Here is a 12233-nt window from a genome sequence, read left to right as displayed (position 1 = left end):
AGCAGGAAAAAAACCGTCGAACAAAGAAAAAGCGATGATAGCTCTAACTCTTAAAGGCAAGTACCCGTTAAAACACTTACTGCACACTCTACAGCTGGCAAAAAGTGTCTTTTATTACCAGGCTCAAACGAGCAAGCGCCCAAATAGCTACGAACGTGAGCTGCGGTTGATAAAGTCAATTTATCATGAGCATAAGGGACGATATGGCTACCGCCGTATTCACTTGGAACTAAAAAATCAGGGGGTCATGCTTAATCACAAAACGGTTCAAAGGCTTATGGCTCAGCTCAACCTTAAATCGACGGTCAGGATTAAAAAGTATCGTTCATATCGAGGAGAGTCTGGAACAGTAGCTCCTAACGTGCTTGAAAGAGATTTTAGTGCGACTCAACCCGATGAAAAATGGGTAACTGATGTCACGGAGTTCAAAGTAAAAGAGCAGAAAGTATACTTGTCTCCCGTTGTCGACTTGTTTACTCAGGAGGTGGTTGCTTATAGAGTGGCCAAAAATGCCTGCTTGCCGCTTGTCACGGATATGCTGGCGGAGGCTATATCAAAGCTGAAACCCAACTCAAAGCCAATTATACATAGCGATCAAGGTTGGCAATATCGCCATCGACAGTATCAGAAAAAGATAGCGGAGAGTGGGTTAACGCAAAGCATGTCGAGAAAAGGTAACTGCTTGGATAATGCGGTTGCTGAAAACTTTTTTGCTTTACTCAAAACAGAGATGTATCACAACCAAAGCTTTGAAGATGCAGATGCTCTGATAGAGCAAATTAAAGAATACATCGAGTACTACAATACCAAACGTATAAAAGTGAAACTAAAAGGCCTGACTCCGATAGAATATCGAACTCAGGCCTTGAAAGCCGCTTAACAGAAATGTCCAACTTTACGGGGTCACTTCATAACGAGCGGCTTTTTGCTATCTGAAGCTTTCCAAATGTCTTGTCCAACACGCTTCAATCTCTTAATTCGCAGGCAACACCACTGCCGACGTTTCTTCCTCAGAATCTTCCTTACCTTCGACTTGTTCAGCAACCCAATCAATTGTCTTGGTTAAATAAAGTTTATTGGTTTCGGTATCACACCAACGCTTTGATAGACCTCTGCGGTTAAATTCGCTGCCAATAGCTGCCAGTGTTTGATTACTCGGCCTTCCGTAATACAAGGTGTCGCACAGTTGTAGGTTCGACATCGACTGCGGGTATGAATTTACGGACGAAGAGTTCATGCTTAACGCTTTCGACTGGTTATGAGTGCAGCCTGATAGGCTTAAGAAGAACAGAAGTGCTACGGTTTTTTTCATTATATCTCTCTAAGGGCAGCTTATGGTGGGTGAGAATTATTGGCATGATTCAGCCATTCATTTGTCAATTTTTCGCCAAGTACCAGCGTAGCACGACCTCGCTCGCAATTAGAAAGCATTATCCCGAGCTTTGAATCTAAAGCTAAAAACAGTATTACCGACCAAAAGCGCAATTTTGTACAAAAGCTACAAGAGCCTATAGAGTAGACTGATAAGTCGTTCGATAATTAACAGGCTTGGGAATTGTTATGGAGAACAAGAAACGTTCTAAAGAAAAGGCCGAATATAAAGTCGCTGAGGAGCTCGGCGGAATTGAAATCCTTAATGCTGAATACGAAAAGCAGAACTTCTCACGTCATAGCCATGAGGGGTACACGCTTGGGGTTATCGAGCAGGGCGCTCAACGTTTCTATCGCACAGGTGGTCACCATATCGCACCACAAGACGCTATTATTCTGGTCAATGCTGACGAGGTACATAGCGGTCATTCGGCAACGGAAGGCGGTTGGGCTTATCGCGCCATGTATCCGCTCCCTGAGCAACTGGCCAAAATTACTCAAGAACTAAACCTTCCTAATTATGGTGCCCCTTATTTCCCTAGAGCGGTCGTTGAAGACCCTGAACTCGCCAATCAACTTAGGCTAGTGTTTAACGCGATTGATGAATCGGATAATCGGCTGCTCCGTGAAACCTTAATGTATGGGATGTTGGTTAAGTTGATTAGCCGACATGGCAAGTCGAGTCTTAAACCTCAGTTGGATAGTAAAACCCAGCGACAACTTGTTCTGGTTAAAGAGTTTTTAGATGACTTTCCGCAGGCTGATGTCTCTTTGGAAGAGTTATCGAAATTGGCGGCCTTAAGTCCATTTCATTTAGTTCGTTCATTTCAGAAAGAGTTTGGCCTTCCTCCCCATGCTTACCAGATCCAGTCTCGTTTGAGGCTGTCTCGCAAACTGTTAAAGCAAGGGCATACCATTTCAGATACTGCCCAAGAGTGTGGTTTTCACGACCAAAGCCATTTTCATCGGCACTTCAAAAAGGCCAATGGTTACACGCCGGGGCAATACATTAAGATGTTTTGAATGTCGGCGAAAAATACGGTCGCTTGATCGAGCAAGTTTGTACAATCGAATCCACTCAGGTGTTTTTACATTGAATAGCCAATGTGAAGAGAGAAAAGAACAATATGGACAATCAAAAGATGGATAGGCGAACACAGCTGTGGAAGGGCGTTTTAGCGGGAATGCCTCTGAGTATCGCCGTGATACCGTGGGGAATCTTAGCTGGCTCATACGCTATTGATGCTGGATTGAATCAACTGCAAGCACTAGCGATGTCAGCGATCTTGTTTGCCGGCTCCGCACAACTGGTCGCGGCAGGGATGTTCAAAGCAGGCATTGGCCTTGGCACCATGTTGCTGACCACACTGTTCATCACCTCAAGGCATTTTTTATACAGTGTGTCGATGCGCGACAAAATCAGTCACCTTCCTGCTCGATGGCGCTTATTGCTTGGCTTTTGGTTAACAGATGAGCTGTTTGCGATTTGTAGTGGGCAGTCTCAGCAAGAGTTTAATTGTTGGTATGCCGCGGGTGTTGGCGGCGGCTTTTATCTGGTTTGGAACATAGCGAGCTTCGTTGGCATTGTCGCTGGAAGCCAAATCCCATCCCTCAATGAAATTGGCCTCGACTTTGCGGTTGCCGCGACTTTTATTGCGTTGGTATTCCCGTTAATCAGAACACTGCCTGTTGTGGTGTGCGTGTTGGTTTCATTGGTGACTTCGGTTGCTATGTCGGTGAATAACGTTGAAGGCGGGCTCATGATTGCAGCAATTGCTGGCATGTTAGCGGGCTTTTTCAGTGAGTCATTTCAAGAACGCAATAACGGCAAAAAGCCAATCATGGAAGGAAAATAGAGATGATCTGGTTAACGATATTACTGATGACAGCGATTGTGTTTTTTAGCCGATACTTATTTCTAGAGCCAGCGATTCCGCTTCGACTCAACCAAACGGCGCGACGTTTATTACGTTATTCGAGCCCTGCGGTACTGACTGCGATCTGGGGGCCGATTGTGTTTGCCCCAGAGCAGACATTTTGGCCAAGTTTTGAAAACCCGTATTTAATCGGGGCTCTTTTAACAGGTTTGCTGATATGGAAAACAGGAAATGTACTGCTAACCATTGGTGTCAGTATGGCGGTGTTCTTGATCTACAACCTTGTGGCGATTGATTTCTTATTCTCTTGATGGCCAATCTAAATTTGGTTTGTTATTTGTTATTTGTTATTTGAGGGCGATATATGATTACTTGTTATGTTCGATATGTAATTGATCCTAAAAAGATTAAGGAGTTTGAGAACTACGCAAAAATGTGGATTCCTTTGGTGGCTAAATTTGGCGGTCAGCACAATGGCTACTTTCTACCATCTGAAGGCGCGAACAATATTGCGATGGCACTGTTTTCGTTTGATAGTTTAGCGGCCTATGAAGAGTATCGAACCTTATCCTTAAAAGACCCGGAGTGTATTCGAGCTTTTGAATATGCGGATGAAGTTGACTGTATTGTGAGTTATGAGCGCAGCTTCTTTAGACCCGTTTTTGAGTGATTGACCTTGCAAGACGTGGCTTGGTGACTTCTAATGTATTGCTTCACTGTTTGTGTTGTCAGTTTTTGGTAAGGAGTTAATTTGGCTAAGAAATATTATGTGGTTTGGAAAGGTCGTAAACCGGGTATCTTTACCACTTGGAATGAGTGTAAAGCGCAGGTCGATGGTTTTGCGGGCGCGAGATATAAATCGTTTCCAACACTGGGAGAAGCTGAATCTGCCTTTGGTGGTAGCTCGTCTTTTGCGACTAAGTCTACCTCAGGTTCTAAGTCTGCATTTCAGAAGTCCAGTGGTGCAAACAAGTCAAAGACTCCACCTCTTTCTCAGCAGCAAATTACTGACATGCCATTTGATATTAAAATCTTTACTGATGGTGCATGTGAGCCTAACCCAGGCGAAGCGGGAACGGGTTTAGCGGTTTATTTGAATAATGATCTCACTGAGCTATGGTATGGCTTGTACCAACCGATGGGGACTAATAATACTGCTGAGCTACAAGGTTTAGAACAGGCCTTTATTCTCGCGAAAGAGAAGCTGAAAGCTGGGCTGTCTGTGGCGATTTATAGCGACTCAAAATATTCGATAGACTGCATTACTAAGTGGGCATCAGGCTGGGAGAAAAAGGGCTGGACTAAATCTGGTGGTGAGATAAAAAACCTCGATATCATTAAAGCCGCTTACGCACTTTATCAAGAGCTCGCTTCTCAAATCACTATCTACCATGTGAACGGTCACGTCGGTATTGAGGGCAATGAGCTTGCTGACCGAATGTCTATTGTGGCGATCTCTTCGAAAGAGCAAGGTTTGAGCCGTTATACCGAAACGGACGATCTTGCAGAGATCTTAGCATTGCGCGCGGGTTAACAAGCACTGCTCGTGAGAGTACGAACTATCTAGAGCGTTACCGCTTTGAGCAATGTAACGCTTTGTTTTATTTTCTATTCTACTCGACAGCTTTAGCTGACCCTAAGCTGGGTTCTCTATCCAGTTAGACAACTGCTGGGCTTGCTTGAGAGAGTTAAACATAGTCTCAACTCGTGCTCTGGCTCTCATCCCCATTTCTGCTCTCTCGTCACTGCTTAGCTGAGCCAGCCGCTCGATGGTTTCTCTTAATTCCTCTACGCTTTTCTCATTCACTAAAAAGCCAGTCTCTGGAGTGACAATCTCTTTGCAGCCCATGATGTTTGTGGTGATCACGGGTACGCCAACCGCCATGGCCTCTTTCAGAACTAAGGGGCCGGTATCGACGCAGCCTGTTTCTGAAAAACAGAACGGCGCTACTAAAGTGTCGTACTTGGGCAAATTCTTTTTCACCCATTCGTGTGTTTGAGCCCCGTGGAAAGTAACGTTGCGAGTCAGATTTTGATGATTGACCTGCATTTTTAATTGCGCCTCTAAATCCCCCGTGCCGACGATATCTAAATGGATGTTGAGTGGCCCAGCAATAGGCTCGAGTGCGTCGATTAAGTGATGAACGCCTTTTTGTTCAACCAGTCGACCGAGAAAGATTAGGCGTAGGAGCTTGGTGTCGTTTTTAGGTTGTAGCTTAAACTGTTTGGTGTTCACACCACAGTGCAACAATTTAATGTTCCCTTTCGCCATGTGGTTGAAGTCGTTAAGCATGTCTTTGCACACAGCAATCACGAAATCACTTGAAGATATTTTGTGTTCAATGTCATAAGCAAACTCGTAAACATCATGCCCATGAGCGACAAATGAGCAGGTAATGTTAAGCAGCTTGGCAGCGACAATGGCATGTGCAGTAGTGTGTTGGCAGAAGTGCGCATGTACGTGGTCAATGTCTTTTTCTGCAAGTTGTAAAGCTAGCTTAAACCCATACCCGAAAAGAGACTTCTTGGGCATGCTGTTTTGTCTTGAGACAAATGACAGTGCTTTGACAAATCCTAACCAATTAATGCGGGTTATTTTGCCCATACGAACATCTTGGCCGATTTTAACAATATCGTAGTCGAACGATTTTTCGCTGCTTTCAATTTTGAATGTCATTACGCAGACGTCGTGTCCACAAGCTTTCAAGGATTCCACTTCCGTTTGGATAAAAGTTTCGCTAAGTACCGGGTATGTCGGCGCAATGAACGCTACTTTCTTCATTTTTCTCTCCCTTGACGAAGGTCACTACAGCTAACTAAGCAAGATGCGAACCAAGATTAAAGCTCTTTTGGGAGAGGCTTTTTGATGCTTTTCTTGATCTTATATGACGGTTAACCCTGTTTTTCTCAAAATGGAAATCAATTTCGAATTGAGCATGCTTCAATGCTATTTGTCATTTTGCAAAAGGGCACATAGGTGGCTGATATGAAAGCGATCCAGTAGGTCATGGAATACGGCACAGAACATGCAGTACAAGCTGTACAACGTACAAATGTGAGAGCGTCTTTATGGCTAAAGTAAGTGTTGTTATCCCTACCTACAACTGTTTGGGCTATCTACCAAAGGCCATTGGTAGCGTGCTTAAGCAGACCCACCAAGATATCGAATTGATCATTATCGATGATAATAGCAATGATGGAACCTCGACTTATCTCGCGTCGATTCAAGATCACCGGATCGTTAAGTTATCAACCTTGGGAGTCGGGGCACCACAAGCAAGAAACCTGGGTATAGAGAAAGCAACAGGGGAGTTTATCGCCTTTTTAGACGCAGATGATTTTTGGTTCCCTGAAAAAATTGAGCGCCAACTCGAGTTCCACCAACGATACCCTGAAATGGCAATGAGTTTCACTAACTACGAGCACCTAACAGAAGACTATGAAGTCATCGTTGATTGCTTTAGCTATTGGTCGCAATTTCAAAATCGAGAAGAGCAGTTCATCAACATCGATAACCCACTAGAGTTCATCATTGAAAACAATGTGATTGGTACGTCAACCGTCATGGTGAAAGCCGATGTGTTTTCGCAAACCGATAGCTTTAATGCAGACATCAAGTATGGTGAAGATTGGGAGTTGTGGCTTCGAATGAGCGAAAACCATCAGATTGGTGTGTTGAACTCTGTTGAGGTGGGTTACTTAATGAGAACAACATCTGTGACTCAAACTGAAGACCTCAAGCTCAGAAACCTAGCTTCTATAGAGACCATTCTTCAGCGTTATCAAAATAACAGCCAGCGATGGAATTTATCTCAGTCTAGTTTTAAAGTTGCAAAGGCCAGAATATTAGAGGGCTATGCAGACTATTATCGAGGCTTACAACAGAATAGACAGGCTATTGTCTACAGTTTCCGCTCTTTGGTGATGGCTCCTCAAAAACGTACATTGCGACATTTGATAGGTGACTGTAAGAGTTTCCTAAAGCCTGTTTGGTAAGGGATCGGTGACTCGTATGGGTTCGTTAAAACAGTCAGCCTATTACGCTATTGGCATATTGATGATGAAAGGGATTTCTTTGGTGATGATCCCTTACATTACTCACAAAATGACGTTGGCAGAATATGGATCATTAGAAGCGATCGTCTTACTGGCGGACATCGGTACGATCCTGTTTAGTTTCGGTATTGTTGAATCGATGTATCGTTACGTTGGCGTCGCCCAAGGCGATGAAAAGCGAAAGCTGATATCTAACTGCTTCACGCTTAGCCTAGTGGTGTGTTTACTTGGTGGCGTGCTTATTGCGCTCAGCATGCCTCTGTTGCTGCTGACGTTGCCTGTTGAATTCAAGCCTTATCAGATCGTTCTTCTACTCATTCCAACGATGCTCGATGGGGCAATATCCATCCCTCTTACTTTGATGCGAATGAACGCCATGGCGAAACGTTTTTGCCAACTCAACGTATTGAAAGCCGGTGTTCAGGCTATTATGACGTTTGTCCTGCTCGAAGCGGGTTATGGCATTGATGGCGTGCTGATTTCTGCCGCTGCTTCTAGTCTGCTATTGATGCTTTGTCTGGTGAGTTATCAATGGCAGCAGATGGGCAGTTTAGGTTGTTTTCAATATTCAGCAAAGATCTTGAAATTTGGGTTACCAACCTTGGTTGGCGGGGCATCCATTTACATGATCACCGGGCTAGATCGCTGGGTGATGGCAAGTTTTGTTGGAGTAGAGGAGCTAGCCATTTATGCGGTTAGTGGTAAGTTTGCGTTAATTCTAGGATTGCTACTGCAACCTTACGCGCTTTGGTGGTTTCCAAACCGAGTCGCCATGCTTCAGCAACCTGGCGGTAGCAAGATGTGTGCAGACAGAGCCTTAATCGGAGTTAACCTAGCCATAGTGTTAGGGGGCTTGATGATCTTAACTGTCCCTGGCTTCATTTCTCTTATCTTACCAAGCAGTTATCATCAGGCTGGGGTTATAGTTGTCGCATTGCTGGCTATCGCTGTTATTAAAAGTGCAGGCGACTACCTCAATTTAGGCTGTTTCAGCGGTAACTCAAGTCAATCTCAGATGTGGATACAAGGCGGCTGTGCGGTATTGGCAGCAATTGGTTATTTTACCATTACCCCAATATACGGAGTGTGGGGCGTGATAGCGGTTCTGTGTGCTATTTATACTTTGAGGCTACTGGTTCTGTATTTTGTTAGCCAATCGATGGAGCGTTTGCCTTATGATCATCGTAGATGGATAACTGCACTCAGCATTGCCATTGTCGCTATTGCTGGTGACCGTGTTCTAGGACTTTTCCTGGTCGATGTCCATGAGTTTGTTTTAGGAACCGTTGTTGCATTGATTACGCTGGTGGCCTTTGTGAAATATTCGGTGATCGTTATTCCACAGGCTCTACTTGATAAGCTCATACCGAAAAAACAGTCACACGCCAACTAAATAAAACACTGTTCATTATTGACTAAATTAGATAGTATTTATAAATTAAATGAATGCTTACTATGGAAAGATATATGAATAAGTGGATTGTACTTTCAGCGTTTTGCTCAACTCTGTCTTATGCTTCTACTGAGCTTGTTAACCAAGATTTATTGTCTCACCATTTTAATGCCCCAGAGCCCCCATCTTTGAAAAAGCAACACAGCGTTTGTAACAGCCTTGTCTGTAATTCAATATCAGAACCACAATTAGTTTCTTCTGCGGGGGATTTTCCTGAACGCGAATCGAACCCAACAATAGATACGATAACCAGCGCAATCTACTTTGTGGGTGAAATGGGCGTTGCTGAAAACCTATCAACTCCAGAATATGAAAAATTCTTTGAGAATTAGTTGAAAGTGAGGATGGCCGACCAGTATCTCTTTTTATGGCTTGCTAAAAAGATAAACTTTAATTATGAAGGGACATTTTAACTTTAATGATTCAATTGCCTTGGCATATTGAAACTAGGACATACCAATGGAAATATGGAAGTTGCTGCTGTTTATTCCAGCGTGCTTTGCGCTGAACATGACGCCTGGCCCAAATAATCTTTTGTCTATGAATAATGCCCGTTGCTATGGCTTTAAAGCTGCATTTATCGCAGGGTTAGGCAGAATCGTTGCTTTCTCTGGCATGATTGCGTTGGCGGCGTCTGGCTTGGCCGTCGTTCTTTATACTTCTGAGACCTTGTTCTTTTTTATCAAGCTGTTTGGCGCAATGTATCTATTGTGGATCGCGTTTAATTTATGGCGTTCTCAAGTTAGCCCTATCGTAGGCATCGAACGCAATAAAAACTGGTTTGGTCTAGTTAAACAAGAGTTCGCACTGGCAGCTGGTAACCCTAAAGCGATACTCATCTTTACCGCATTCCTGCCTCAACTTGTTGATGTTTCAGTCAATGTAAACACACAGTTCTTCATTCTAGGTAGCACATTCCTAGTGTTAGAGCTGCTCGCGATATCTATCTACGCTGCCTTTGGTTTATATCTCAGAAATTGGTTCTCCAAGCCGCAAATGGCGAAGCGTTTCAACAAAGCGTGCTCGGTTTTTCTTGCTCTATCCGGTGCTAATCTGCTGGTTAGTCGACAGTAACTCTCGGAATTAGAACAGTTAGTAATAGACAGTGTGAGGACGGTATTCAATGAGCAACAAAGACCTATCTAAAATGGGTTCGGCTAAGGTCACTCTTGTACATCGAAACGGCGTACCTTGTATTCGAAAGCAAGGGGCGGGTGAAGTTGAGATTTCTTTTTACCAACATGCTGCGCAGCATTTGTCTGGTGTGCACAGTCCTAAATTGTTGGCTGTGGAAGGAGATACTCTGTTCATCGAGCACATTCCTCACTCTTTAACACTAAATGAGCTTCAAACAACTTCAGAGGTGTATCAGCAACTATCTCGTATTCATCAGTCTCAATACTCGCCGAGTTTTGCAGTGAAAGAGCATAGATGGAGTACCTGTGACACTGAAGCTGCATTCACGTCTCTGAATTTACCTCAAGTGACTCAAGACAGCTTATTGCGTATCCAGCAGCATAGTGATGTTTTGTTTCACCATAACACCTTGCTTTCGGGTGATTCGAACGAAGGTAATTGGGGCAGAAGATACAATGGTGAGCTCGTATTATTTGATTGGGAGCGTTTTGGTTATGGCAGCCCAGCTATCGATTTGGCACCGCTCGTTTCTCGGATGGGCACTTTGTCTGACTATGAGTTTATTGTTGACCAGTATCTACTTCATAACAATCTGATTTCCCGAGAAGATTTAATAAAACAATTGATCATCGCGAAAAGCTGGATCGTTGTCGAAGTCACGAATATTTTAGTCTCGCGTAACAACCCTGAAGCTTCGAAATACATCCACTGGTTTAGAGATCAATTACCAACTTGGTTAGCTAGCGTGGAAGGTCAGCTGTAACAAGGTTGGAGTCAAATCTATAAAGGTCTATCTATGAATATTGTCTGTGCGGAAAAACAGGAACTGGCTGAAATTTACCAGCTTGAACATGCTTTGTTTGGTGACCATGCCTATCCGCAATTTTTCATTCGTCAGGCATTTGATTGCTGGGGAAAAGGCTTATTAGTCGCTAAGCAAGACTCAAAGATTGCGGGCTATGTCTTAACGACAACCACGGACATGCAGAATGAGTTTTGGGTCCTATCATTAGCGGTAGACCCGAATTATCGCGGTATGGGAATTGGCCGGAAACTGATGCAACAGGCGGTTGAGTAGTTGCCGCGAGACGCTAAGCTTTTGCTCACTGTAGATCCAAATAACACATCCGCTTGCGCGCTCTACGCATCAATGGGATTTTCTACGATCAAACAAGAAGAAAACTATTTCGGTGATGATGAGCCGAGGTTAGTGATGCAGCTCATCATCTAGATTGTTGTTAACGGTTGTCAATCAAAGGCTCATACTTCGAAGGCAGTCTCGTAGCTCTAGGTCAGCATCACGATACCGTGCATCAACACGACACTAGAGGTGAGCTGAGTTCTCATATCAAAGTATCCGTCGGGACCTTGGCTCTGGTTCTCTTCTCTCATCGTCCTTTCAGCTCGCCAAACCGCCATATAACCAAGGATAAGAATCAGAGTTGTCACCAGTTCCTTTTGTTCGCCAAGTAATACTGCCAGCCAAGCGACGAGCACAATCGCGTTGCTTAGCAGTAGCGCTTTGTTGCTTGATTGGCTTTCAAAGTTCTCTATTCCATTTGCCCACAAAATCCCTGAAAGAAAGCTCAAAATTGCCACGCTGTAGGTGATGAAGAGCGTTTCACCGCTTATCCCCATAAATTGGCTGTCGGTGAGCGAAAGGAGAAGACCGAATAAAAACGGAATTAATCCCATGTACCCCAGTTTGGCCATGGTGTTACGGGTTTGAGTTGTTGCCATATAATCTGTATTCATAGCTGCTGCTCGATCGCGTTTTTGAGCGTAGCGCTCACTGGTGATGTGGAGCTAGGGAAGGTGGCGACGACTTTACCTTCTTTACTGATCAAGAATTTGTAAAAGTTCCACTTAGGCGTTACGCCCGCTTGCTGTTGTATCTCTGTAAACACGGGGTTGGCGTTGCTACCAGACAGTGAAGCTCGCGCCATCATAGGGAAGGTCACGCCGTAGTCGAGGTAACAGACTTTTGCCGTCTTCTCTTCGCTTCCCTTGTCTTGGCGAAAATCATTACTTGGGAAACCGATCACGGTGAAGTCTTGGTCTTTGTAGGTTTGATGAAGTTGTTCGAGCTGCTCAAACTGCGGAGTGAAGCCACATTGGCTAGCGGTGTTTACCACCAATAGAGTTTTGCCTTGAAACTCATCACACAGCGCAATTTCTTCGGTCGAATTTAATAACCTCTGTTTACCATTGAGTATCTCGGGACAGCTCGCTGCAAACGCGATGGAGCTTGTGAGGCTTGTAATCAATATGGTTGAGCAAAGTAGTGAACATTTCATAGGGTTGGCTCATTTTAGTTGGCGTAATGGTTATTACTCTTG

Annotated in this window: 15 protein-coding genes and 1 pseudogene; 12 read left to right on the top strand and 4 right to left on the bottom strand. The window is 44.1% G+C overall.

From position 1 onward, the window contains the following. On the top strand, window positions 1-880 hold an 880-nt coding region (locus JC606_RS18620), incomplete at its 5' end, for an IS3 family transposase (RefSeq protein ID WP_198779150.1). A 93-nt stretch (window positions 881-973) separates the two neighbouring features. Here the strand turns inward: JC606_RS18620 and JC606_RS18615 are convergent. After that, entirely contained in the window at window positions 974-1312 is a 339-nt protein-coding gene (locus tag JC606_RS18615) for a hypothetical protein (RefSeq protein WP_137407011.1), read from the bottom strand. A gap of 248 nt (window positions 1313-1560) precedes the next feature. Here JC606_RS18615 and JC606_RS18610 point away from each other — a divergent pair, with 248 nt between their 5' ends. The 5 genes from JC606_RS18610 (at window position 1561) to JC606_RS18590 (ending at window position 4782) form a co-directional block, all read left to right on the top strand. Then, window positions 1561-2394 (top strand): AraC family transcriptional regulator, encoded by an 834-nt coding sequence (locus tag JC606_RS18610; protein WP_198779149.1) that lies wholly within the window; start codon window positions 1561-1563, stop codon window positions 2392-2394. 104 nt (window positions 2395-2498) lie between these two features. Next, window positions 2499-3227: an AzlC family ABC transporter permease gene (locus JC606_RS18605; RefSeq protein WP_137407009.1), complete on the top strand. Its 729-nt coding sequence runs from the start codon at window positions 2499-2501 to the stop codon at window positions 3225-3227. Window positions 3228-3229: 2 nt separating this feature from the next. Next, the gene (locus JC606_RS18600; RefSeq protein WP_198779148.1) at window positions 3230-3559 is read left to right on the top strand and encodes an AzlD domain-containing protein; all 330 of its coding nucleotides are present in this window, start codon (window positions 3230-3232) and stop codon (window positions 3557-3559) included. Between the two features lie 53 nt (window positions 3560-3612). Beyond that, window positions 3613-3918 carry an NIPSNAP family protein gene (locus JC606_RS18595; RefSeq protein WP_137407007.1) on the top strand — a complete coding sequence of 102 codons (306 nt, stop codon included), beginning with the start codon at window positions 3613-3615 and terminating at the stop codon, window positions 3916-3918. Between the two features lie 81 nt (window positions 3919-3999). Next, the gene (locus tag JC606_RS18590; protein WP_137407006.1) at window positions 4000-4782 is read left to right on the top strand and encodes a ribonuclease H1 domain-containing protein; all 783 of its coding nucleotides are present in this window, start codon (window positions 4000-4002) and stop codon (window positions 4780-4782) included. Between the two features lie 102 nt (window positions 4783-4884). On the opposite strand, the gene JC606_RS18585 is transcribed toward JC606_RS18590, so the two are convergent. Next, window positions 4885-6030, bottom strand: coding sequence for a glycosyltransferase family 4 protein (locus JC606_RS18585; protein ID WP_137407005.1), 1146 nt, complete (start codon window positions 6028-6030; stop codon window positions 4885-4887). 287 nt (window positions 6031-6317) lie between these two features. Here JC606_RS18585 and JC606_RS18580 point away from each other — a divergent pair, with 287 nt between their 5' ends. The 6 genes and pseudogenes from JC606_RS18580 (at window position 6318) to JC606_RS18555 (ending at window position 11125) form a co-directional block, all read left to right on the top strand. Next, a complete protein-coding gene (locus tag JC606_RS18580) occupies window positions 6318-7244 on the top strand; it encodes a glycosyltransferase family 2 protein (protein WP_137407004.1) in 927 nt (308 codons plus the stop codon). A 16-nt stretch (window positions 7245-7260) separates the two neighbouring features. Next, the gene (locus tag JC606_RS18575; protein ID WP_137407003.1) at window positions 7261-8697 is read left to right on the top strand and encodes a lipopolysaccharide biosynthesis protein; all 1437 of its coding nucleotides are present in this window, start codon (window positions 7261-7263) and stop codon (window positions 8695-8697) included. Window positions 8698-8771: 74 nt separating this feature from the next. Continuing rightward, window positions 8772-9089: a hypothetical protein gene (locus JC606_RS18570; RefSeq protein ID WP_128161475.1), complete on the top strand. Its 318-nt coding sequence runs from the start codon at window positions 8772-8774 to the stop codon at window positions 9087-9089. A 127-nt stretch (window positions 9090-9216) separates the two neighbouring features. Next, entirely contained in the window at window positions 9217-9831 is a 615-nt protein-coding gene (locus JC606_RS18565; protein ID WP_198779147.1) for a LysE family translocator, read from the top strand. A 49-nt stretch (window positions 9832-9880) separates the two neighbouring features. Beyond that, window positions 9881-10657, top strand: coding sequence for a phosphotransferase family protein (locus JC606_RS18560; protein WP_137407001.1), 777 nt, complete (start codon window positions 9881-9883; stop codon window positions 10655-10657). 33 nt (window positions 10658-10690) lie between these two features. Next, window positions 10691-11125, top strand: a pseudogene (locus JC606_RS18555) (GNAT family N-acetyltransferase). 56 nt (window positions 11126-11181) lie between these two features. On the opposite strand, the gene JC606_RS18550 reads toward JC606_RS18555, so the two are convergent. Beyond that, window positions 11182-11649, bottom strand: a complete 468-nt coding sequence (locus tag JC606_RS18550; protein ID WP_137407000.1) for a DUF3429 domain-containing protein — start codon at window positions 11647-11649, stop codon at window positions 11182-11184. Continuing rightward, a complete protein-coding gene (locus tag JC606_RS18545; protein WP_137406999.1) occupies window positions 11646-12191 on the bottom strand; it encodes a glutathione peroxidase in 546 nt (181 codons plus the stop codon). Before JC606_RS18545 ends, JC606_RS18550 begins: the two co-directional genes overlap by 4 nt. Window positions 12192-12233 lie beyond the last annotated feature (42 nt).

It is taken from the genome of Vibrio sp. IB15 (assembly GCF_016406055.1).
GTDB classification, from domain to species: domain Bacteria; phylum Pseudomonadota; class Gammaproteobacteria; order Enterobacterales; family Vibrionaceae; genus Vibrio; species Vibrio chagasii.
The sequence above is the reverse complement of the archived record's forward strand: the minus strand, read 5'-3'. Positions and strand labels throughout refer to the sequence as shown.